This is a genomic window from Streptomyces sp. MMG1533 (genome assembly GCF_001279775.1).
GTDB lineage: Bacteria > Actinomycetota > Actinomycetes > Streptomycetales > Streptomycetaceae > Streptomyces.
Map to the genome: position 1 here is coordinate 99,224 of NZ_LGDG01000237.1, position 21,808 is coordinate 121,031.

Consider the following 21,808-nt stretch of genomic DNA (forward strand, 5'->3'; position numbering starts at 1 on the left):
GCTCAGCTCCGTGTGAGACATTTCCAATCCGGAAACGCGGTTTGTTTCCGTCCTGAGACAGAAATCACGAGAGCGGGAGCGTGCTCAATGCGGAGTTTCCTGAAGCCGGCGGCCGGGCTCACCTGCCTGTTTGCCCTGGCCACCGCGGGGTGCTCCGCGGAATCCGACGACACCTCGGACGCGGCGCCCACCGCGCCGCAACAGTCGAGCGCGTCCCCCGCGGAGGAGGCCGCGTCGACGACCGCGTACGCCCCTTACGTGAGTGGCACGACCGCGTCCGACAACGACTCGGCGGGCTCCCCCACGGCGTACAACCTGGCCTTCGTGATCTCCGACAAAAGCGCCTGCAAGCCGAAGTGGAACGAGGGGTATGCCATCGGCGACTCGTCGGTGAAATCCCGGATATCGCAGCTCAAGGAGGACGGCGCCACGGTCCGCGTCTCCTTCGGCGGCGCCTCCGGCGACGAGCTGGCGGCGACCTGCGACAGCGCGTCCGAACTGGCCGAGGCGTACGGCAAGGCCCTGGACGCGGCCGGCTCCACGCAGGCCGACTTCGACATCGAGGGCGACGAACTCACCGACTCCGACACGGTTGCCCTGCGCTCCGAGGCGATCGCGCTGCTGCAGAAGGAACGCAGCGACCTCAGTGTCTCCTTCACGCTCCCGGTCATGCCCTCCGGCCTCGACCTCGACAGCCTCGCCCTCCTGGACTCCGCCAACGAGCACGACGTACAGGTCTCCACCGTCAACCTCATGACGATGAACTACGGCGAGTCGTACGACGGCGACATGGGCGACTATGCGCTCACCTCCGCGAAGGCCGCCCATGGCCAGCTCAAGGACGTGTTCGGTCTTCCGGACGCGGCCGCCTGGCAGGGCATGGCACTGACCTCGATGATCGGTGTCAACGACGTGGCCAACGAGACGTTCACGCTCTCCGACGCGGCCCAGGTACGGACGTTCGCGGAGGAGAAGGAGATCGCGTGGGTGTCGATGTGGTCGGCCGCCCGCGACCAGAGTTGCGAGGAGGGCAGCTCCGGGGAGGACGACGCGGCGACCGACTGCAGTGGGGTGGAGCAGAGTTCGGGGGCGTTCGCGGAGGCGTTCACGGGCTGAGCCCGGCCGGCGGGGCCGGAACACCGACCGGCTAGCGGCGCCGATGCACCAGGCGTCCCTTGAGGACCGTCGCCACGCAGCTCACGGCTCCGCGTTTCACGAGCGTGGCCTCGTCGGGGACGTCGAACACGGCGAACGTCGCGTCGGCGCCGTCGGTGCGGCCGACGCCGTCCGCACCGGCCGGCGGAAGCGGCAGCAGGATCGCCTCCGCCAAACTCCGCCCGGCCAGCGGGTCGAACGTCGGCGGGCCCGGTGGATCTGCGAACCGCTCCTCGGCCGTCAGCCCCGCCCGGTACACGGCGTCGACGACGGCGGGCCGCCACAGACTCCCCGCCACGGCGACGGTCCCGTGGGCGAGCATCCGCTGCACTCCGCGCCGCGCGCTCGCACCCCACCGCGCGTCGGTCATGGGGAGCGCCGCGAGGGCCGCGCCGGTGAGCGGCTCGGTACCCAGTTCGCCGGCCTCGCGCGGATCCGGATGGTAGGCCCGCTCCAGGAGTTCGGGCCCGTGGACATTCACCAGGCCGGGCGTCAGCAGCCCCGGCCAGCGCCGCACGCGAGCTGTCGGACGCGCGGCGGCCAGCTCCTCGTACCGCCCGACGGCCGCGATCTCCCGACCGTCGACGAGCACCGCCCCACCGGGCACGGGCTGCCGCCGATCCCCCGGGATCAGGAGGTCGGCGGCGTGAATCGTCAGCACGGCAGGCTCAGTTGGAGGCCAGCAGCTTCAGTTCCGGATGAGCCGTGCCGCCCGCGATCGCCGTGGAGGAGATGTGGGACATCACGCGCTCGTCGACGGGGTCGTTCGCCGGGTCGTCGTGGACGACGAGGTGCTCGTACGTCGTCGCCCGCTGGGCCGGGACCCGCCCCGCCTTGCGGATGAGGTCGATGATCTCCATCCGGTTGGAGCGGTGCTTGGCACCGGCGGAGGAGACGACGTTCTCCTCCAGCATGATCGAGCCGAGGTCGTCCGCACCGTAGTGCAGCGACAGCTGCCCGACCTCCTTGCCGGTGGTCAGCCACGAGCCCTGGATGTGGGCGATGTTGTCCATGAACAGGCGCGCGATGGCGATCATCCGCAGGTACTCGAAGAGCGTGGCCTGCGTACGGCCCTTCAGGTGGTTGTTCTCGGGCTGGTAGGTGTACGGGATGAAGGCCCGGAAGCCACCCGTCCGGTCCTGTACGTCACGGATCATCCGCAGGTGCTCGATGCGCTCGGCGTTGGTCTCGCCGGTCCCCATGAGCATGGTGGACGTGGACTCGACGCCCAGCCCGTGAGCCGTCTCCATGATCTCCAGCCAGCGCTCGCCGCTCTCCTTCAGCGGCGCGATGGCCTTGCGAGGACGGGCGGGCAGCAGCTCGGCACCCGCGCCGGCGAAGGAGTCGAGACCGGCCGCGTGGATACGCGTGATGGCCTCCTCCACACTCACCTTGGAGATCCGGGCCATGTGCTCGACCTCGCTCGCCCCCAGGCTGTGGATGACCAGCTGCGGGAAGGCCTGCTTGATGGCGGAGAAGTGCTGCTCGTAGTACTCGACGCCGTAGTCCGGGTGGTGACCGCCCTGGAACATGATCTGCGTGCCGCCGAGCTCGACGGTCTCCGCACACCGGCGCAGGATGTCGTCCAGGTCGCGGGTCCAGCCCTTGTCCACGTCCTTGGGAGCCGCGTAGAAGGCGCAGAACTTGCACGCCGTCACGCACACGTTCGTGTAGTTGATGTTGCGCTCGATGATGTACGTCGCGATGTGCTCGGTCCCCGCGTACCTGCGGCGCCGTACGGCGTCGGCGGCGGCGCCCAGCGCGTGCAGCGGGGCGTCGCGGTAAAGGACGAGCGCTTCCTCCGGGGTGAGGCGTCCCCCCGCGGCGGCTCGGTCGAGGACGGACTGAAGGTCGGCCTTCTCGGTCACCGGGGGCGTCCCTTTCGTCAAGGGGTGAGGACGGACCGAACCAGCCTACGCCAGCCCTTTTCGGCTGCGGACTTCAGGCCGCGTACGCGCCGATCAGCAGTCCGAGGTACGCCCCCGCGATCAGAAACGGCCCGAACGGGATCGCCGTCCTGCGCCCGGCCCGCCGCGCCACGACTAGCGCACCGCCGTACAGCGCCCCCAGCAGGAACCCGGCGAACGTACCGAGCAGCAGCGTCCCCCAGCCGTACCAGCCGAGCACCGCCCCGATCCCGAGCGCCAGCTTCACATCGCCGAAGCCCATGCCACCGGGGTTGACCAGCCACAGCACGAGGTACCCGGCGCCGAGCGCGAGGGTTCCCAGCGCGGCGGACGACCACTTCCCGACATGCTCGGGCACCAGCGCGACCACCCCGAGCAGCACCAGCGCGGCGCCGGCGAGCGGCAGCGTCAGCACATCGGGCAGCCGCTTCACCCGGAAGTCGACGACGGCCAACAGCACCCCGACGGGCGCGAGCAGCAGCCAGACGACGGTCTCGGGCCGGGTGTCGGTGGCGGCGGCGAGTGCGGCGCAGAGGAGGGCGGTGACGAGAGCGAGGACGGGGGTGCGGGGGCCGTACGTACCGTGCGCGGACTCTTCCGTCACGACGGTCTCGGCGTCCGCCGCCACCACGACCCCGCCCGCGCACTCCCCGCACCGGGCCCACCCGAGCCACCCCCGGATCGGATGCCCGCCGGGACACCGCTCCCGCCAGGCCTCCTCCGGGGACACCGAGAACCGGTACGCGGCCCGCGGCACCAGCGCCCCCGCCACCGCACCCCACACCGCGGCGACGATGACCAAAAGAGGGGTCGGACCGGTCATCCTTGCCCGACCTTCGACAGCCGTGCCTTCGGCCGCCCCGATTCCTCGCTGTCCGAGTCGTATTGGAGGTCGTCGCCGACCGGCGTGATCCGGACCGTGTGGGCTGCCTGGCTGCACACGCCCCGGTTCGACCCGGCGCCGACGGCGGTCGCCACGACCTGCTTCTCCGTCACCTTCTTCAGGGTCAGTACGTCGTCGCAGACACCGCCGAGCACATCGGTGTGCCGGAGCGTCCCCAACTTCTCACCCACGTCGACCCGTTTGACGGTCAGCCGGAAGGTCCCCATGGGAAGCGTGCCGTCGAGGGCGGCGGCCTGCCCCTCCCACGTACCGACGTAACGGGCCGGCACCGCGCCCGTCCCACCGCCGACGCTCGGCGCCGGAGAGTGGGCGCTGCTGTCGGAGTCGCCCGCGGCGCCGGGGCTGCTGTTGTCCGGCCGCAGGTCGAACACGAGCACCGACCCGACGGTCACCGCGGCCAGCGCCCCGGCGACAGCGAGGGCCACCGTGCAACTGAGCCGGCGCCCTCGGCCGGTGGCGGCGGGGGCCGACGTGGCGGAGAGGGAGACGGAGAGCTTGCCGGGGCCGCGATCGGCGGGTGCCGTGTCGTGCGAGTGGGCTTCGCGCGAGTCGCGGGGCTCGGGGACGGCCACGGGTGGGACGGCCACGGGCGGCTCCACCGGAGCCGCAGCCGCAGCCGGAGCCGGAGACATGACCGGCGGCGGCCCGAACTCCCCGAGCACCGGCGCCGCCTGCGAGGTCCTGCTGAACTCCACCGGCCCGGACGTCACGTCCTGCGCCGTCTCCAGGTTCAGCAGCCGCACGGCCCCCCGGCTGACCTGCTCCACCAGCGCCCCCGGCAGCCACCCGCCCGCGACCAGCCGCGCCGCCCCCTCGGGAGCCAGTCGCCGGGCCACTTCCCCGGGCGTCGGCCGCTCGCCCGGCTCCTTGGCCAGGCAGGCCTCCACCAGCGACCGCAAGTCACCGTCCAGCGGGCCGAGTTCGGGCGCCTCATGGACCACCCGGTAGAGCAGTGCCGCGGAGGAGTCCCCACGGAAGGGCGCCTCCCCGGTCGCCGCGTACGCCAGCACCGCGCCGAGGGAGAAGACGTCGGCCGCGCCGGTCGCCCCCTTGCCCAGGATCTGCTCGGGCGACATGTAACCGGGCGAGCCGATCGAGACACCGCTGGACGTCAGGGACGCCGTACCGTCCATGGCCCGCGCGATACCGAAGTCGATGAGCAGGGGGCCGTCCAGGGTCAGCAGCACGTTCGACGGCTTCACGTCCCGGTGCACCAGCCCCAGTTCGTGCACCGCCGTCAGCGCTTCCGCGAGCCCCGCGCCCAGCGCCCGTACCGAATGCGCGGGCAGCGCACCCCCGTCCGCGACCGCGGCCGACAGCGAGGGCCCCGCCGCGTAGGCGGTCGCGACCCACGGCACCGGGGCCTGCGGGTCCGCGTCCAGGACCGGCGCGGTCCAGGCGCCGCCGACCCGTCGTGCCGCGTCCACCTCGCGGCGGAAGCGGGCACGGAACTCCTCGTCCAGCGCGAAGTGCGGGTGCACGATCTTCACCGCGACCGTGCGGCCCCCGGCGCTGCGGCCGAGGTAGACCCGGCCCATACCGCCGGAGCCGAGCCGGCCGAGCAGCCGGTAGGGGCCCACGACGGTGGGTTCGTCGACTCCGAGCGGCTGCATGGCGTCACTCCTCCCCCGTGCCACTGCCAAAGCACCAGCAGCGTAGTGCGCCGTACCCCGCACGGTTACGGCTGGAGCAGATCGACCTTCACATCGGCCGGGAACCCGGACGTCGGCCCCACCCGGCGGGCGAACTCCGCGACCGCCGCGAGCTGCGGACCGCCGAAGCGGAAGTCGAGCGTCGTGAAGTAGCGCTCCAGCACCTGCTCGTCGAAGGCCTCCCAGCGGGCCGCCTGCTCGGCGACCTTGCCGACCTCCTCCAGGGAGAGGTTGCGGGAGGCGAGGAAGGCCTCGTGGACCTTGCGGGTGATGGCCGGCTCGCGCTCCAGGTAGTCGCGGCGGGCCGCCCAGACCGCGAAGACGAACGGCAGCCCGGTCCACTCCTTCCACAGTGCGCCGAGGTCGTGCACCTCGAGCCCGAACCTGGGCCCGTCGAGCAGGTTCGCGCGCAGCGCCGCGTCCCCGATGAGTACGGCGGCCTCGGCCTCCTGCATCATCAGGCTCAGGTCGGGTGGGCACATGTAGTAGTCGGGCCGCACTCCGTAGCGGTCGGACAGGAGGAGCTGGGCCAGGCGTACGGACGTGCGCGAGGTCGAGCCGAGTGCGACCCGGGCGCCGTCCAGCTCGTCCAGCGGGACCTGCGAGACGATCACGCAGGACATCACCGGCCCGTCGCAGCCGACGGCGATGTCGGGGAAGGCGACCAGGTCGTCGGCGTTCTTGAGGAACTCGATCAGGGTGATGGGCCCGATGTCGAGGCTCCCCTGCACCAGCTGCTCGCTGAGCTTCTCCGGGGTGTCCTTGGTCAACTCGAAGTCGAGCAGCGTGCCGGTTCTCGCGAGCCCCCAGTACAGGGGCAGGCAGTTGAGGAACTGGATGTGGCCGACGCGCGGCCGGGTGCGAGAAATGTCCACATCGCGACACTAGACCCCATGGGGTAGCGTGCAGGGCCCAGGGTGCGGCTCAGGCGTGACCCATCTGTGGCTCACACGTCACCTCCGCTTCACTTCCGCCCCGTCCACCCCGAAACGGGCCGTTCAAACGTCTGGGTGACGTGATCTTGACCTCTATTGCTTTCGGCTGCCTGCGTGCTAGGCTCGCCGCAAGTTGCAGTTTGGTTTCCCTTGCAGTACAGAGCCTGCGGAGCATGTGACCGCGGGCTCTAGTCGTTTTCAGACGTATGCAGTTGTGCGGCATTTTGTTTTCACACTTGCAGGGTTCTGGAGCAGGGCAACCCTTTGGGCCCAAGGAGGGCTTATGGCTACCGGAACCGTGAAGTGGTTCAACGCCGAAAAGGGCTTTGGCTTCATCGCCCAAGAAGGCGGCGGCCCCGACGTCTTCGTCCACTACTCCGCGATCAACGCGAGCGGCTTCCGCTCGCTGGAGGAGAACCAGCAGGTTTCCTTCGACGTGACCCAGGGCCCGAAGGGCCCGCAGGCGGAGAACGTCACCCCTGTCTGAGTTCATGAGCCCAAAGCTCTGATCCGGAATCGACAGCAGTACCCAAGGAGCCCCGCGCCGCAAGGCGACGGGGCTCCTGCCTTTGCCCACCGACGCTCAGACGTGCTGCATGACCAGTACGAACGTCGTGCCCGCCGCCAGCGCCTCGTACGAGTGCGGCACGTCACCGCGGTACGCCATGTAGTCCCCGGGCCGCAGCTCCACCTCGTCCCCCCGCGGCCCCGCCTTCACCAGCCCCGTGCTCACGACCAGATGCTCCACCGTTCCCGGAATGTGCGGCTCCGATTCACGCACCGCTCCCGGCTCCGCCCGCAGGTGGTAGATGTCCCGCCGCGCCCCGGGCGGACTGGCGGACAGCAGCGTGGCCACATAGTTCGCCCGCTCGGACGCGACGGCCGGCCCCTCCCCCGCACGGATCACCTGCACGGCGGGCGTCGGCGGCTCCACCAGCGCGCTGAACGGCACCTGCAGTGCCACCCCCAGCGCCCACAGCGTCTCCACGCTCGGATTCCCGCTCCCCGCCTCCAGCTGCGACAACGTCGACTTCGCGATGCCGGCCCGCTTGGCCAGCTCGGACAGCGACAGCCCGGCGCGGGTGCGTTCGCGGCGCAGCGAGGCGGCGATCCAGTCGAGAGGGAGGCGGGACGGGGGCGGGGCGTCGGTCACGGTGTTCGCTCCATCGGTACGTTCGTTCGCCTTGACGAACATGCTCTCTTCTGTTCATTGTAGAAAACATGCGTACGGCAGAGCGAACACCCCGTCTCATGCGCTACCCGGAACTGGTCCGGGACGCGTCCCTCATCTGGCTCGCCAGCGGCATCGTCGGCGTCTCCTTCGGCGCGATCGCCGTCACCGGCGGGCTCCCGGTCTGGGTGCCGGTGGTGATGTCGCTCGTCGTGTACGCGGGCGCTTCCCAGTTCAGCGCGGTCGGCGTGCTGCTCGCCGGGGGCGGCCCGGTCGCCGCCGCGGCCACCGGTCTCCTCCTCAACACCCGCACGGCCGCCTTCGGCCTCGCCATCGCCGACACCATCGGCCGGGGCCGCCTCGCCCGCCTCTTCGGCGCCCACCTCGTCGCCGACGAGACGGTGGCCTTCGCCCTCGCCCAGCCCGACCCGGCCCGGCGCCGGGCCGCCTTCTGGATCTGTGGCGTCGGCCTGTTCGTGGTGTGGAACACCTCCGTCCTGGCCGGAGCCCTCGCGGGCAGCGCGCTGGGCGACACGGGCACGTACGGCCTGGACGCCGCCTTTCCCGCCGTACTGGTCGCGCTGGTCCTCCCCGCGCTCCGCAAGGATTCGGCCGTACGACGGTCCGCGCTGCTCGGCGCCGGGCTGGCCCTGGCGGTGACGCCGGCCGTCCCGGCGGGCGTGCCGGTACTGGTCGCGCTCGCGGGACTCGCCGTGTTCGGCCGTAAGGACGCGGCCGTATGAGTGCCACGGTCGCCATGGTGCTGGCGCTCGCGGTCGGGACGTACGCCTTCCGGCTGGTCGGGCCGGTGCTCCATGGGCGCGTGGAACTCCCGGCCCGGGCGCAGGAGCTGCTGTCGGCGGGGGCGGTCGTGCTGCTGGTGGCCCTGCTGGCCACGGGGGCGCTGACCGAGGGTGGCGGCTTCGCGGGGTGGGCCCGGCCGGCCGGGGTGCTGGCGGGCGGGGTGCTGGCGTGGCGGCGGGCACCGTTCGCGGTGGTGGTGCTGGGGGCGGCGGGGGTGACGGCGGGGTTGCGTGTGGTGGGGGTGGCCTGAAAGCGGCGGTGGCCGCCCAGGACTGTCAGTGGCCGGCGCTAACGTCCGCGCCCATGACCGACACCGACTTTCTGACCACCACCCGCACCTTCTACGACGCCGTGGCCGAGGACTACGCCACCCTCTTCCGGGACGGGCTCGCGAAGAGGCCGCTGGACCGGGCCGTGCTCGCCGCGTTCGCCGAACTCGTCGCAGCGAGCGGACTCGGCGGCGAGGTGGCGGACCTGGGATGCGGGCCGGGGCGGACGACCGCGCACCTCGCGTCCCTCGGGCTGCCCGTGTTCGGACTGGACCTGTCGGAGTCGATGCTGGCGATCGCCCGCCGCGAGAACCCGGGGCTGCGTTTCGAGCAGGGCTCGATGCTGGAGCTGGGGCTTTTCGACGGGGCGCTCGCGGGGGCCATGTCCTTCTACTCGTCCATCCACACCCCTGTGGACCGGCTGCCCGACCTCTTCGCCGAGTTCCACCGCGTCCTGGCACCCGGCGGCCATCTGCTCGTCGCCTTCCAGGTCGGCGACGAGCCCCGGCACCACGACCGCCCCTGGGGCCACCCGGTGTCGCTGGACTTCCAGCGCAGGCAGCCCGAAACCATCGCCGGGCTGCTGTCGGCGGCCGGCTTCGCCCTCGTCGCCCGGACGGTGCGCGAGCCTCAGGACGCGCTCGGGGAGACGACCCCTCATGCCTTCCTGATCGCGCAGAAGCCGCCGGAGACTGTCGGCGACGGCGCCTAGAGCGCCCCCGCGAGGTCCAGTGCCGCGATGTACCCGAAGGTCATCGCCGGACCGATCGTCGAGCCCGCGCCCGCGTAGCTGTGGCCCATCACGGCGGCGCTGGCGTTCCCGGCGGCGTACAGGCCGGGGATGACCGAGCCGTCGGGGCGCAGGACGCGGGCGCGGGCGTCGGTGCGCAGGCCGCCCTTGGTGCCGAGGTCGCCGGGGACGATGCGGAAGGCGTGGTACGGGGGCAGCCACAGCGGTGCGAGGCAGGAGTCGGGCAGGACGGCGGGGTCCGTGTAGTAGTGGTCGTACGCGCTGTCACCGCGCCCGAAGTCGGTGTCGTCGCCCTTGAGGGCAAGGGAGTTGAAGCGGTCGACGGTGGCGCGGAGGGCGGCCGCGGGGACGCCGATGGCGGTGGCCAGGGCGTCCAGGGTCCAGGCCTTGTGTGCCGCGCCGGAGGTGTACCAGTCGTCCGGGAACGGGAAGGTCGGCGCCACGTCCTTGAAGAGGTAGCGGTTGCGGTAGTTCTGGTCGGTGATCAGCCAGGCCGGGATGTCAGGGTCGGTCGGGTTCCGCTCGTACATGGTGTGGACGACGTCGCTGTAGGGGGCGGCCTCGTTGACGAACCGACGACCGGCGGCGTTGACCAGCAGGCCGCCGGGGAGGGTGCGTTCGGCGAGGCAGAAGTACGGCTGTCCGGGGAGCGGAATCGCCGGCCCCCACCAGGCGTCGTCCATCAGGGCGAGGTCGGCGCCCAGCCGCTGCCCCGCCCGGATTCCGTCCCCGGTGTTCTCCTTCGCTCCGACGGTCCACTCGGTGCCGATCGGCTGCTGCTGGTACTGCGCCCGCATCGCCGCGTTGTGCTCGAACCCGCCGGATCCGACGACGACCCCGCGCCGGGCGCGGACGAGCCCCGGGGTGCCGCCCCGGGTGACCACGGCACCGGCCACCGCCCCGCCCTCGACGTACAGCTCGGTGAGCGGGGTGCCGAGCCAGACCGGCACCCCGGCGGTCCGGAGCCCGACGCGCAGTCCCGCCGCGAGCGACTGCCCCATGGTGAGCGGCTTCTGCCCCAGGGCCGCTGCCCTCGTACCCCGCGCCAGGCACTCGGCGGCGACGGCGGCGCCCTTCGCGCTCACCGCGGTAAGGGCGAGCCACTTGTAGTCGGCGCTGAAGACCACCAATCCGGCGGGGACTTCGAGGTACGGCGGGTTGAGGCGGGCGAGTTCGGCGCCGAGGAGGTTGCCGTCGAGCTGGTCGGGTTCGATGGAGCGGCCGTTCGGGAGACCTCCGGGGAGCTCGGGGTAGTAGTCGCTGTACCCCTCCATCCAGCGGAAGCGCAGCGGGCTGTCGGCCATGACGAGGGAGATCATGGCGGGCCCGTGGGCGAGGAAGGCCCGCTGCCGGTCCAGGGGGACGTCCGCCCCGACGACGGCGGCGAGATAGGCCGCGGCCTTGGCCGGGGTGTCAGGCACCCCGGCGGCAAGGATCACCGGGTTGTTGGGGATCCAGATCCCGGCACCGGAGCGGGCGGCCGAGCCCCCGAAGGTGGCCGCCTTCTCGACGACAACACAGCTCAGCCCCTGCTTGGCGGCCGTGAGCGCGGCGGTCATCCCAGCCGCGCCGGAGCCGATGACGACGACGTCGTACGTACCGAGCAGGGGCAGGTCGGCGGCCCGGGCGCCTTGCTGCACCCCGGCCGCGACGGCGATTCCGGCCCCGGCGGCGCCGGCCAGCAGATGCCGCCGGGACGGGCCGGTGGTGCGTCTGATGTGTCGCGCAGGGTCCGCACTCGTGGTCATGGCCACTCCAGCCCGCCGGGAACGAAGGAAAAGGGGTGAGGGGACGGGAATGTCGCGCGGGGGTCTTGTGAAGTCAAGAGCCGTGCGCCGGACCCAACACGCTTGACCTCGACCGAACTTGAGGTATGAGGATCGGCACATGGCGACGACGGAGCAGACTCACGCAGCGGTGGAGATCGAGGCCATCACCCGGGTGGTGGCCAGGGTGGAGCACGCCCAGCGGAACGAACTCCCGGACGAGTTCGTCGCGTTGTTCCGCGCCGACGCGATCTGGACGACGGGACACGGGCGGCGACTGTTCGGACGCGAGGAGATCGCCGCCTTCACACGGCAGGTCCTGCCCGGCGCCATGCGCGAATCGACGGTGACGTACGAAGTGGAACACGTGCTGTTCATCCGGCCCGACGTCGCCGCCGTGAAGGTCCGCGCCCAGTACCGGACCCCCGACGGCCGGCCGATCGGCAACGCGGGCAGCCCGATGTACGTGATGTCCAAGGAGGACGGCGAGTGGCGACTGACCGCCTGCCAGAACACGGAGGTGTTCGAGGCTGCGTGAGGCGGCTCGGTGCGGTCCCGGGCCGAGACGCCCTCGACCTGCCTCAGCCTCGCCCGCTGGTGGGCGAGGGGCGAGCCCGTTCCTCGCTCACCGCTCGTACAGCCCGTCCACGTCCTGTGCGAAGTCCTTCATGACCGCCTCCCGCCGCAGTTTCATCGACGGGGTCAGATGGCCCGCCGCCTCCGAGAAGTCCACCGGGAGGATCGTGAAGCGGCGGATCGACTCCGGACGGGAGACCAGCTTGTTGGCCTCGTCGACCGCCCGCTGGAGGATCGCTCTCAACTCCTCGTCGTTCACGAGGAGTTCCGCCGGGACCGGGTGCTTGCCGCGCATCTGGCGCCAGTGCGTGACGCCGTCCATGTCGAGGGTGATGAGGGCGGAGATGTAGGGGCGGGTGTCGCCCACGACCATGCACTGGGAGATCAGGGGGTGGGAGCGGAGCCAGTTCTCCAGGGGCGCCGGGGCTACGTTCTTGCCTCCCGCCGTGATGAGGATCTCCTTCTTTCTGCCCGTGATGGTCAGGTAGCCCTCGTTGTCGAGGCGGCCGATGTCGCCCGTGGGGAACCAGCCGTCGGGGGAGGACGGGATCAGGCCGCTGCCGTGCGGGTCCCAGTAGCCGCGGAAGACCTGGCCGCCGTTGAGGAGGATCTCGCCGTCCGCGGCGATGCGGATCCTGGTGCCGGGCAGGGGCCAGCCGACCGTGCCCAGGCGGGGTTTGAGGGGCGGGGTGCACGTGGCGGCGCCGGTGGATTCCGTCAGGCCGTAGCCCTCGTAGATCTCCATGCCCGCGCCCGCGTAGAAGGCGGCGAGGTGGCGGCCGAGGGGGGAGCCGCCGGAGATGATGTGGCGGATCCGGCCGCCCATGGCGTTGCGGATGCGGCGGTAGACGAGGGGGTCGTAGAAGGCGCGGGCCGCCTTGAGGGCGGGGCCGGGGCCGGAGCCCGTGCCGGCCTGGCGGGCCTCGACCGCCTCGGCGTAGCGGCAGGCCACCCCGGTCGCACGGTCGAAGACCTTGACCCGGCCGCCGCTCTCCGCCTTGGCGCGCGCGTTGTTGAAGACCTTCTCCAGCATGTACGGGATGACGAGCAGGAACGTCGGCTTGAAGCTGCCGAGGTCGGCCAGCAGGTCCTCGGCCTGCAGGCTCGGTGCGTGGCCGAGGCGGACCCGGGCGCGGATGCAGGCGACGGCCACCATGCGGCCGAAGACGTGTGACATGGGGAGGAAGAGCAGGGTGGCGAGGTCCTCGGACGCCGTCTTCGACTTGAAGACGGGGTGCAGGAGTTCGACCGCGTTGTCGACCTCCGCGAGGAAGTTCCCGTGCGTGAGCGCACAGCCCTTGGGCCGGCCGGTGGTGCCCGAGGTGTAGACGACGGTGGCGAGCGTGTCCGGGACCAACATCCCGCGCCGTACGGCGATTTCCTGGTCGGTGACGCCCTGGCCCAACTCGGCCACGCGCTCCAGGTGGCCCTTCTCCAGGATCCACAGGTGGCGCAGGTCGGGGAGGCGGCTGAGTTCCGGGCCGAGCGCCGACGCCTGGGCGACGGTCTCCGTCACCAGGGCCACCGCGCCCGAGTCCTGGAGGATCCACCGGGTCTGGAAGACGGAGGAGGTCGGGTAGATCGGGACGGTGACCAGACCGGCGGCCCACGCGGCGAAGTCGAGGAGCGTCCACTCGTACGTCGTACGCGCCATGATCGCGATCCGGTCGCCCGGCACCAGCCCTTCCGCGATCATCCCCTTCGCCAGGGCTTGCACCTGGCCGGCGAACTCGGCCGCCGTCACGTCCGCCCAACCGCCGTCCTCCGTACGGCGGCTGAGCACCCGGTCCGCCGGCGCCTCGTCCGCGTTGTCGAAGGGCAGGTCGGCGAGCGAGCCGTGGGTGACCGGCGGGACCATCGGGGGCACGGAGACCTCCCGGACCTCTCCGTCCAGCCGCCGTATTTCCGGTTCCACGAGCACGGGCGCACCGTCGTAGTCGTGACCGGACGTGTAGGAGAGGGACATGGGCAGCTCCAGGGGCGTGCAGCAGCGTTCCGCTCTGCTACATGTGGTACGCGCGGTGCATACCGGGGCGTTCACCCGCGGGTGCGACTTTGGGGTTACCGCGGGTTAGGACGGTGATCGTACGGGGCCCGCGTGGAAGGTTCGTGCGGGTTCGGGGGTGGTCCGGAGCCGGGCGTGTGCAACCTCGGAGGTCACCTGAGAGGGATTCACTTTCCCTCCCCTGTACTGCGCCTACGTCCGCTCCAGGACCGCCGTCACCCCTTGTCCGCCCGCCGCGCACACCGAGATCAGCCCCCGCCCCGAACCACCGGCCCCGCCCCGCTCGGCCAGCAGTTTCGCCAGCGTCGCCACGATCCGCGCGCCCGTCGCCGCGAAGGGGTGCCCGGTCGCGAGCGAGGACCCCGCGACGTTCAGCCGGGCGTGGTCCACCGGGGCCAGGCCCCGCTTCTCCCAGGCGGCCAGCGTCGCCAGCACCTGCGATGCGAAAGCCTCGTGGATCTCGAGCAGTTCGAAGTCGTCCAGTCCCAGTCCGGCCCGCTCCAGCATGCGCGGGATGGCGTGTGCGGGGGCCATCAGCAGGCCGTCCTCGCCGCCGGCCACGTCCCCCGCCACGAAGTCCACGGCCGCCGTCTCGTACGCGGTGAGATACGCCAGCGGTTCCAGGCCGTGCGCCTCGGCCCAGTCCTCGCTCGCCAGGAGGACGACCGCCGCGCCGTCCGTCAGCGGCGTCGAGTTGCCCGCCGTCATCGTCGGGTCGGGGGCGTCGAGGCCGAACACCGGCTTCAGGGAGGCCAGTTTCCGCGGCGTCGAGCCGGGGCGCAGGTTCTGGTCGCGGGCCAGGCCCCGGAAGGGGACCACGAGGTCCTCGAAGAAGCCGCGTTCGTACGCCGCCGCCAGCCGCTGGTGGCTCGTCGCCGCCAGTTCGTCCTGGGCCTCGCGGGTGATGCCCCAGGCCCGGGCGGTGACGGCCGCGTGCTCGCCCATCGACAGGCCGGTACGCGGCTCGGCGTTGCGCGGGATGTCGGGAACCAGGTGGCCGGGACGCAGCCGCGCGAGTGCCTTGGCCCGGCCCCCGAGGGACTTCGCCCGCCGCGCCTCCAGCAGCAGGCGCCGCAGGTCGTCGTTGACGCCCAGGGGCGCGTCGCTGGCCGTGTCCGCTCCGCCCGCGATCGCCGACTCCGTCTGGCCGAGGGCGATCTTGTTGGCGGCGGCGATGACGGCCTGCAGGCCGGTGCCGCAGGCCTGCTGGATGTCGTACGCCGGTGTCCGCGCGTCCAGTTTCGAGCCGAGGACCGTCTCGCGGGCGAGGTTGAAGTCGCGGCTGTGCTTGAGGACGGCCCCGGCGACGAACTCGCCCACCGCGCCCGGCGCTTCGAGCCCGTGCCGCTCGACCAGGGCGTCGAGCACCGCCGTCAGCATCTCCTGGTTGGAGGCGGTGGCGTACGGCCCGTCGGAGCGGGCGAAGGGGACGCGGGCGCCGGCGACGATCGCGACACGGCGGACCGCCTGCGGTTTCAGGGGACTCATCTCGACCAGCTCCTCACCCGTGACGTAGGCTTACCTACGGTAACCTTACTCCAGAGTAAGAAGAGAACCGAGTGGGGAGACGGCCATGGCCGACCGCTACCTGAGCTTCACCGGCACCGCGCCCGGCCGTTTCCTGACCCGTCGGCTGGGGCTGCCGCAACCGGCCGCACTCCGGCGCTGGGCGCCCGAGCACCCCTTGCCCGAAGGTGACCTGCTCCACCTCAGAGCCGGCAAGTCGGACCTCGAACTCGCCGGTACGGGGCTCCCGCCGGCCCGCTCCACCGACCGGCCCGCCGCCGTCCTCCTCGACGCCACCGGCATCACGGACATCAAGGGCCTGGACGAGGTGCACGCCGCCCTGCACCCCGTCGTACGGTCGGTCGCCGCGAGCGGCCGCGTCGTCGTGCTCGGTGCCCCGCTCGATCCCGCCGACCATCACCAGGCCGCCGCCCAGCAGGCCCTGGAGGGCCTCACGCGCTCGCTCGGCAAGGAGATCGGCCGCGGAAGGACCGTGAACCTCGTACGCCTGACCGACGCGATCGCCGCCGAGTCGACCCTGCGCTTCCTGCTCTCCCCCAAGTCGGCGTACGTCAGCGGCCAGGTGATCGAGGTCGGCGCCGGGCAGATCACCGCCCCCGACGACTGGGACCGTCCCCTCGCCGGCCGTACCGCCCTGGTCACCGGCGCCGCGCGCGGCATCGGCGAGGCGGTCGCCGAGACGCTGGCGAGAGACGGGGCGCGGGTCGTCGTCCTGGACGTACCGCAGGCCGAGGAGGACGCCCGGAGGGTCGCCGAACGGCTCGGCGGCACCGCCCTCGCCCTCGACATCACGGCCGCCGACGCGGGCGAGCGGATCGTCGGCGCCCTGCCCGACGGCCTTGACGTGCTCATCCACAACGCGGGCATCACGCGCGACCGGCGGCTGGTCAACATGCCTGCGGACAGGTGGAGTTCGGTGCTGGAGGTGAATCTGGCGAGCGTGCTGCGGACGACGGACGCGCTGCTCGCGACGGGAGCCCTGACGCCGGGCGGCCGGATCGTGGCGACGGCCTCGATCGCCGGTATCGCGGGCAACGCGGGCCAGACGAACTACGGGGCGAGCAAGGCGGGAATCGTCGGGCTCGTCCGTTCCCTCGCGCCGCGGGCGCTCGCCGAGCACGGGGTGACGGTCAACGCGGTCGCGCCCGGGTTCATCGAGACCGGGATGACCGCGGCGATCCCGCTGTTCATCCGCGAGGCGGGCCGCCGTATGAACTCCCTGGCCCAGGGCGGTCTGCCCGCCGACGTCGCCGAGACCACCGCCTGGCTCGCCCACCCGGCCTCCGGCGCGGTCAACGGGCAGGTCGTGCGGGTCTGCGGCCAGAGCCTGCTGGGGGCGTAGTGTCCGTCGTCCTCACGCAGCTGCCCGCGCTGACGCCGCTGCTCGCCCGCGGCGCCCTGCTGTCCCCCTTCAAACGGCCCCGCCCGGCCGCCGACTTCCCCCGCACCCGGCTCGTACTGCCCGGTCTGCGCGTCGACCTCGCGCGGCTGGCGGCGTACGAGCGGGTGTGCGGCTTCGCGGCCGGGGACGACGCGCTGCCGGTGACGTATCCGCACGTGCTGGGCTTTCCGCTCGCGATGCGTCTGATGAGCGGGCGGCACTTCCCGCTGCCGCTGCTCGGGCTCGTCCACACGTCGATCGAGATCACGCAGAACACGGCGCTCGCGGCCACCGGAGCATACGAACTCACCGTGTACGTCGACGGGTTGGTGCCCCACCGGCGCGGCACGGAGGCCGCCGTCGTCACCGAGGTGCGGGCGGGCGGGGACGTCGTATGGGAGTCGAGGAGCACGTATCTCGCACGGCACCGCACCGACGGACGGGCGGCGGAGAGCGCCTCTCAGCCGCAGCGGCCGCTTCCCGCGGTGGCCGAGTGGCGGCTGGCCGGGGACATCGGACGCCGGTACGGTGCCGCGTCCGGCGACCGCAACCCCATCCACCTGTATCCGCTCACCGCCCGTCTCTTCGGCTTCCCCCGCGCCATCGCGCACGGCATGTGGACCGTGGCCCGCTGCCTGGCCGCGCACGGCGCACCGCAGGCCGCCCTGGTTCGGGCGGAGTTCAGGGCACCCGTGCTGCTGCCGGGCACGGTGACGTACGCCGCTGACGGCGAGCGGTTCGAGCTGCGCGGCGGAAGCCGGGTGCATGTGAGCGGCGGGGTCTACCCGATCGCCTCGTGAACCGGCTCCGGCGGCGACCACGGATGGCCGTCCATCAGATTCCCCAGCCCCGCCCACGCGAAGTTCATCAGGGTCGCCGCCGCCTGTCTGGCGCTGATGCCCGGCGTGGCGTTGGCCCAGGCGGCGAGGGACTCGGCGGCGCCGACCAGGGCCTCGGCGAGGCCGGCGACCTCGCGCTCGGGGAGGTCGGGGTCGCGGTGGGCCTCGCGGGCGGCGACGACGATCAGGCCGGTCACGAAGGCGACGATCTCCTCGCGCATCGCGGTGACCTCGGCGGCGAACGGCTCGCCGTGGGTGCGGGCCTGGAGGTGCAGGACCGACCAGGCGTCCGGGTGTTGCGCGGTGTGCGTGAAGAACGCCCGCAGACCGTCCCAGAGTTGGCGGTCGGCGGGCAGCTCGCGGCGGACGCCGGCCCGGACGGCCTCGGTGAGGGCCTTCGCCTCGCGGCGGATGCAGGCGGTGAAGAGGTCTTCCTTCGAGTTCAGGTACAGGTAGACCAGCGGCTTGGACACGCCCGCGAGTTCGGCGATCTCGTCCATCGACGCGGCCATGTACCCGCGCTGCCCGAAGGTCCGCACGGCGGCGTCCAGCATCTGCTGCTCACGGACGGCACGCGGCATCCGCTTGCTCTTCACGGCACCCATATGGAAGAGCCTAATTGGGTGCGGCCGTGAGCAACGCCCCTACGACGCCTGGGGAGCCTGGCCCTGCGTCCGCGCGGTGTCGTCTTCCACGTCCTCCTGGCTGCGGTTCGCCTCCAGGTTGGACTTCATGCGGTCGACCTTCTGCACGACCTGGACCGAGGCGCGGTCCCGCTCCTTGCGCAGCACGACGAAGCTGATCGGGGCGGAGAGCACGAGGGAGAGCAGGACGACCCACATACCGTTGGAGTCGCCGAGGCCACGCGGGACGACACCGGAGTAGACGAGGCCCCAGACGACCACGAGGCAGCCCACGAAGATCCCGAGGCGCATCAGTGTGTAGCGGAGCATCTCAATCCACTCTTCCGTTCCGGCTGGGGGTCCCCCCTGAGGGCGTTCCCGAAGGCACCATCCAGTGAAGCACGCCCGGCACGCGATCTTGCAAGGGGTGTCGCCGTGCTGGGAGAGCCTCGGTGCGGGTCTCGGATCAGGGGACGGTCTCGGTGCGGGACTCAGATCAGGGGACGGTCTCGGTGCGGGACTCAGTTCAGAGGAAGCCACATCATGATGTCGTCCCGGTAGTCGTCCGCCGAGACCCGCAGCCCTCCCGGCACCCGGCCCACCTCCTTGTAGCCGACGGAGGCGTAGAAGTTCTCCAGGCCCAGTCCGCCCCGGCAGGTCAGCTTGAGCGCCTCGAGCCCGAGGGCGCGGGCGTGCTCCTCGGCCGCCGCGAGCAGGGCCCGGCCGTGACCGCCGCCCTGGAGGGAGGGGTCGACCATGACGGTGGTCAGCCGGCCGTAGTGGCTCTGGAGGCGGTGCGTGTTGAAGCCGAGGAAGGCGGTGGCGCGCAGCCGTCCGTCGGGGTCGAGCCCGGCGAGCAGGCGGTGGCGTCCGGCCGCGACCGACTCCGCGTACCGGTCGATCTCGGGACGTACCTCCTCGTACGTCGTCTGGCCGGTGAAGCCGACCGCTCCGCCCGTGTTGTTGACGTCCGTCCACAGCCGGGTCAGCTCGTCGAGCAGCGCGGGCGTGAGATCGGGGTCAAGCCGGAATTTGAGCTCCATGGTCGGCAAGCTTAGGTTCGGCCGGCCGCACGCCCGTCTTTGGGGCGAAGGCCCTCACCCGAGGGCGCGGGCCGCGACCCGCAGATCGGAGACCAGCCCGCGATAGGCGGCCTCCCGGTCGTCGGCCCGCAGCACCGACGAGGGGTGCACGGTGGGCACCAGCCGCTCCGCGTGCCCGTGGATCTCCTCCTCCAGCACCGTCCCGCGCACCTGCGTGACCCGGAACGACGACCCCAGCAGCGCCTTGCCCGCCGTGGCCCCGAGCACCACGATCAGCTCGGGTTCCACCACCGCCAGCTCGGCGGCGAGCCACGGCCCGCACGCGGTCGTCTCCCGCAGGGTGGGCGCCTTGTGGATGCGGCGTTTGCGCGGCTCGGCCTGCGTGAACTTGAAGTGCTTGACGGCGTTGGTGACATACGCCTCGCCGGGATCGATCCCCGCCTCCGCGAGCGCCCGGTCCAGCAGCTTCCCGGCCGGCCCGACGAAGGGCTTGCCCTGCCGGTCCTCCTGGTCCCCGGGCTGCTCTCCCACGAGCATCACGCGGGCGTCGGCCGCCCCCGCCCCGAACACGGTCTGCGTGGCGTCCCGGTGCAGCGGGCAGCCACGGCACTCGGCGGCGGCGCGGCGCAGGGCGGGCAGGCCGCCGCGTTCCGGTACGAAGGGTCCGGCCGTGTACGCGTCTTCGGGCGCGGCCGTGCGGGAACTCACGCCCGCCGAGTACCGCGCCCGGAACGCCTCACACCCGCATCGGCTGCGGCGACTCCCGACGCGCCGGGTCGGGACCGTCGTACTCCCGGATGGTCTCGTACCGCGTGTTCCGCTCCACCGGCCGGAAACCGGCGTCACGGATGAGATCCAGCAGATCCTCGCGGGTCAGCTTGTTCGGCGTGCCGTAGTTGTCGGCGTCGTGCGTGATCTTGTACTCGACGACCGAGCCGTCCATGTCGTCGGCGCCGTGCTGGAGCGCGAGCTGGGCGGTCTGGACGCCGTGCATGACCCAGAAGACCTTGACGTGCGGGACGTTGTCGAAGAGGAGACGCGAGACCGCGAAGGTCTTGAGGGCCTCCGCGCCGGTCGCCATCTGGGTCCTGGCCTGGAGGCGGTTGCGGACCTTGCCGTCCTGCACGTCCACGAAGTCGTGCTGGTAGCGCAGCGGGATGAAGACCTGGAAGCCGCCGGTCTCGTCCTGGAGTTCACGCAGCCGCAGTACGTGGTCCACCCGGTGGCGCGGCTCCTCGATGTGGCCGTACAGCATGGTGCACGGGGTCTTGAGCCCCTTCTCGTGCGCCAGGCGGTGGATGCGCGACCAGTCCTCCCAGTGGGTGCGGTGGTCGACGATGTGCTGCCGGACCTCCCAGTCGAAGATCTCGGCGCCGCCGCCGGTGAGGGACTCCAGACCGGCGTCGATGAGCTCGTCGAGGATCTCGGAGGCGGACAGTCCCGAGATGGTCTCGAAGTGGTGGATCTCGGTGGCGGTGAACGCCTTGAGCGAGACGTGCGGCAGGGCGGCCTTCAGCTCGCGCAGGGAGCGCGGGTAGTAGCGCCAAGGGAGGTTCGGGTGCAGCCCGTTGACGATGTGCAGCTCGGTGAGGTTGTCGCCCTCCATCGCCTTGGCGAGCTTGACCGCCTCCTCGATGCGCATCGTGTACGCGTCCTTCTCACCCGGCTTGCGCTGGAAGGAGCAGTAGGCGCAGGACGCGGTGCACACGTTGGTCATGTTGAGGTGGCGGTTGACGTTGAAGTGGACGACGTCGCCGTTCTTCCGCGTCCGCACCTCGTGCGCGAGGCCGCCCAGCCAGGCCAGGTCGTCCGACTCGTAGAGCGCGATGCCGTCCTCGCGGGTCAGCCGCTCACCGGCCCGGACCTTGTCCTCCAGCTCGCGCTTGAGCCCGACATCCATGCTTCTGCCTCTCCTCAGTGACGAACCCTGCCAACCGTACTCCCCCGCCCTTCGGGCGGGAGGGGCCCCCATCAGGCGCTTCGCGCCTGCGCGCCTACTCCTCCTCGGGCAGTTCACCCACCCGGTTCTCCCACTTCGTGGAGAGCACGATCGTGGTACGGGTCCGGGAGACGCCCTTGGTTCCGCTGAGCCGCCGGATGATCTTCTCCAGTCCGTCGACGTCGGTCGCCCGCACCTTGAGCATGAACGAGTCGTCGCCCGCGATGAACCAGCAGTCCTCGATCTCGGTGAGGTCCTTCAGCCGGGCGGCCACGTCCTCGTGGTCGGCGGCGTCGGAGAGCGAGATGCCGATCAGGGCGATGACGCCGAGGCCGAGCGAGGCGGCGTCGACCGTGGCGCGGTAGCCGGTGATGACGCCGGCCGCCTCCAGCCGGTTGATGCGGTCGGTGACGCTGGGTCCCGACAGACCGACGAGGCGTCCCAGCTCCGCGTAGGAGGCCCTGCCGTTCTCCCTCAGGGCCTGGATGAGCTGCCTGTCCACCGCGTCCATGCGATCGAAGCCTTCCGATGAAGAGACTGAAGAGGTCTGGGATGTTCCCG

23 protein-coding genes are annotated in these 21,808 nt (G+C 71.6%); 8 read left to right on the top strand and 15 right to left on the bottom strand.

Going from position 1 to position 21,808, the window contains the following annotated elements; all coding sequences use genetic code 11:
• The first annotated feature begins 87 nt into the window (after nucleotides 1–87).
• Nucleotides 88–1,116 (top strand): chitinase, encoded by a 1,029-nt coding sequence (locus ADK57_RS30760; protein ID WP_053752886.1) that lies wholly within the window; start codon nucleotides 88–90, stop codon nucleotides 1,114–1,116.
• Between the two features lie 31 nt (nucleotides 1,117–1,147).
• On the opposite strand, the gene ADK57_RS30765 is transcribed toward ADK57_RS30760, so the two are convergent.
• From ADK57_RS30765 to ADK57_RS30785, 5 genes are all read right to left on the bottom strand, one after another.
• Nucleotides 1,148–1,816: a hypothetical protein gene (locus ADK57_RS30765; RefSeq protein WP_053752887.1), complete on the bottom strand. Its 669-nt coding sequence runs from the start codon at nucleotides 1,814–1,816 to the stop codon at nucleotides 1,148–1,150.
• Nucleotides 1,817–1,823: 7 nt separating this feature from the next.
• Entirely contained in the window at nucleotides 1,824–3,023 is a 1,200-nt protein-coding gene (gene mqnC, locus ADK57_RS30770) for a cyclic dehypoxanthinyl futalosine synthase (RefSeq protein WP_053752888.1), read from the bottom strand.
• Between the two features lie 73 nt (nucleotides 3,024–3,096).
• Nucleotides 3,097–3,885, bottom strand: coding sequence for a prepilin peptidase (locus tag ADK57_RS30775; protein WP_053752889.1), 789 nt, complete (start codon nucleotides 3,883–3,885; stop codon nucleotides 3,097–3,099).
• Nucleotides 3,882–5,579 (bottom strand): serine/threonine-protein kinase, encoded by a 1,698-nt coding sequence (locus tag ADK57_RS30780; protein WP_053752890.1) that lies wholly within the window; start codon nucleotides 5,577–5,579, stop codon nucleotides 3,882–3,884. Before ADK57_RS30780 ends, ADK57_RS30775 begins: the two co-directional genes overlap by 4 nt.
• Before the next feature lie 65 nt (nucleotides 5,580–5,644).
• A complete protein-coding gene (locus ADK57_RS30785; protein WP_053752891.1) occupies nucleotides 5,645–6,493 on the bottom strand; it encodes a menaquinone biosynthetic enzyme MqnA/MqnD family protein in 849 nt (282 codons plus the stop codon).
• A 343-nt stretch (nucleotides 6,494–6,836) separates the two neighbouring features.
• Here ADK57_RS30785 and ADK57_RS30790 point away from each other — a divergent pair, with 343 nt between their 5' ends.
• Entirely contained in the window at nucleotides 6,837–7,040 is a 204-nt protein-coding gene (locus ADK57_RS30790; RefSeq protein ID WP_003992177.1) for a cold-shock protein, read from the top strand.
• A 96-nt stretch (nucleotides 7,041–7,136) separates the two neighbouring features.
• On the opposite strand, the gene ADK57_RS30795 is transcribed toward ADK57_RS30790, so the two are convergent.
• Entirely contained in the window at nucleotides 7,137–7,748 is a 612-nt protein-coding gene (locus ADK57_RS30795) for a helix-turn-helix domain-containing protein (protein WP_053752892.1), read from the bottom strand.
• A gap of 26 nt (nucleotides 7,749–7,774) precedes the next feature.
• Between ADK57_RS30795 and ADK57_RS30800 the strand changes: the two genes are divergently transcribed.
• The 3 genes from ADK57_RS30800 to ADK57_RS30810 are packed head-to-tail and all read left to right on the top strand — an operon-like array spanning nucleotide 7,775 to nucleotide 9,509.
• Nucleotides 7,775–8,467 (top strand): AzlC family ABC transporter permease, encoded by a 693-nt coding sequence (locus ADK57_RS30800; protein WP_053752893.1) that lies wholly within the window; start codon nucleotides 7,775–7,777, stop codon nucleotides 8,465–8,467.
• The gene (locus ADK57_RS30805) at nucleotides 8,464–8,778 is read left to right on the top strand and encodes an AzlD domain-containing protein (RefSeq protein ID WP_053752894.1); all 315 of its coding nucleotides are present in this window, start codon (nucleotides 8,464–8,466) and stop codon (nucleotides 8,776–8,778) included. The genes ADK57_RS30800 and ADK57_RS30805 overlap by 4 nt, the downstream gene beginning before the upstream one ends.
• Nucleotides 8,779–8,831: 53 nt before the next feature.
• Entirely contained in the window at nucleotides 8,832–9,509 is a 678-nt protein-coding gene (locus ADK57_RS30810) for a class I SAM-dependent DNA methyltransferase (protein ID WP_053752895.1), read from the top strand.
• Here ADK57_RS30810 and kstD read toward each other — a convergent pair.
• Nucleotides 9,506–11,296 carry a 3-oxosteroid 1-dehydrogenase gene (gene kstD / locus ADK57_RS30815; protein WP_053752896.1) on the bottom strand — a complete coding sequence of 597 codons (1,791 nt, stop codon included), beginning with the start codon at nucleotides 11,294–11,296 and terminating at the stop codon, nucleotides 9,506–9,508. The two genes, ADK57_RS30810 and kstD, sit on opposite strands and share 4 nt — an antisense overlap.
• Before the next feature lie 139 nt (nucleotides 11,297–11,435).
• Between kstD and ADK57_RS30820 the strand changes: the two genes are divergently transcribed.
• Nucleotides 11,436–11,852: an SgcJ/EcaC family oxidoreductase gene (locus ADK57_RS30820; RefSeq protein WP_053752897.1), complete on the top strand. Its 417-nt coding sequence runs from the start codon at nucleotides 11,436–11,438 to the stop codon at nucleotides 11,850–11,852.
• 87 nt (nucleotides 11,853–11,939) lie between these two features.
• On the opposite strand, the gene ADK57_RS30825 is transcribed toward ADK57_RS30820, so the two are convergent.
• Nucleotides 11,940–13,856, bottom strand: coding sequence for an AMP-dependent synthetase/ligase (locus ADK57_RS30825; RefSeq protein ID WP_053752898.1), 1,917 nt, complete (start codon nucleotides 13,854–13,856; stop codon nucleotides 11,940–11,942).
• 231 nt (nucleotides 13,857–14,087) lie between these two features.
• A complete protein-coding gene (locus ADK57_RS30830; RefSeq protein ID WP_053752899.1) occupies nucleotides 14,088–15,383 on the bottom strand; it encodes an acetyl-CoA C-acetyltransferase in 1,296 nt (431 codons plus the stop codon).
• Nucleotides 15,384–15,468: 85 nt separating this feature from the next.
• Between ADK57_RS30830 and ADK57_RS30835 the strand changes: the two genes are divergently transcribed.
• Together ADK57_RS30835 and ADK57_RS30840 are read left to right on the top strand one after the other, a co-directional pair.
• Nucleotides 15,469–16,764 carry a 3-oxoacyl-ACP reductase gene (locus ADK57_RS30835; protein WP_053752900.1) on the top strand — a complete coding sequence of 432 codons (1,296 nt, stop codon included), beginning with the start codon at nucleotides 15,469–15,471 and terminating at the stop codon, nucleotides 16,762–16,764.
• Complete coding sequence (locus tag ADK57_RS30840) at nucleotides 16,764–17,603, top strand: MaoC family dehydratase (protein WP_053752901.1); 840 nt, start codon at nucleotides 16,764–16,766, stop codon at nucleotides 17,601–17,603. Before ADK57_RS30835 ends, ADK57_RS30840 begins: the two co-directional genes overlap by 1 nt.
• Here ADK57_RS30840 and ADK57_RS30845 read toward each other — a convergent pair.
• The 6 genes from ADK57_RS30845 to ADK57_RS30870 all read right to left on the bottom strand — a co-directional run bounded on the left by ADK57_RS30845 (nucleotide 17,585) and on the right by ADK57_RS30870 (nucleotide 21,758).
• Nucleotides 17,585–18,247: a TetR/AcrR family transcriptional regulator gene (locus ADK57_RS30845; protein WP_053752902.1), complete on the bottom strand. Its 663-nt coding sequence runs from the start codon at nucleotides 18,245–18,247 to the stop codon at nucleotides 17,585–17,587. The genes ADK57_RS30840 and ADK57_RS30845 overlap by 19 nt on opposite strands.
• Nucleotides 18,248–18,286: 39 nt before the next feature.
• Entirely contained in the window at nucleotides 18,287–18,595 is a 309-nt protein-coding gene (locus tag ADK57_RS30850; protein ID WP_053752903.1) for a DUF4229 domain-containing protein, read from the bottom strand.
• Between the two features lie 191 nt (nucleotides 18,596–18,786).
• Nucleotides 18,787–19,308 (bottom strand): GNAT family N-acetyltransferase, encoded by a 522-nt coding sequence (locus tag ADK57_RS30855; protein ID WP_053752904.1) that lies wholly within the window; start codon nucleotides 19,306–19,308, stop codon nucleotides 18,787–18,789.
• A 54-nt stretch (nucleotides 19,309–19,362) separates the two neighbouring features.
• Nucleotides 19,363–20,016: a UdgX family uracil-DNA binding protein gene (locus ADK57_RS30860; protein ID WP_053752905.1), complete on the bottom strand. Its 654-nt coding sequence runs from the start codon at nucleotides 20,014–20,016 to the stop codon at nucleotides 19,363–19,365.
• A gap of 28 nt (nucleotides 20,017–20,044) precedes the next feature.
• On the bottom strand, nucleotides 20,045–21,208 hold the full coding sequence (mqnE, locus tag ADK57_RS30865; protein ID WP_053752906.1) for an aminofutalosine synthase MqnE: 1,164 nt from the start codon (nucleotides 21,206–21,208) through the stop codon (nucleotides 20,045–20,047).
• 94 nt (nucleotides 21,209–21,302) lie between these two features.
• Nucleotides 21,303–21,758 (bottom strand): Lrp/AsnC family transcriptional regulator, encoded by a 456-nt coding sequence (locus ADK57_RS30870; protein ID WP_053752907.1) that lies wholly within the window; start codon nucleotides 21,756–21,758, stop codon nucleotides 21,303–21,305.
• Nucleotides 21,759–21,808: the final 50 nt, after the last annotated feature.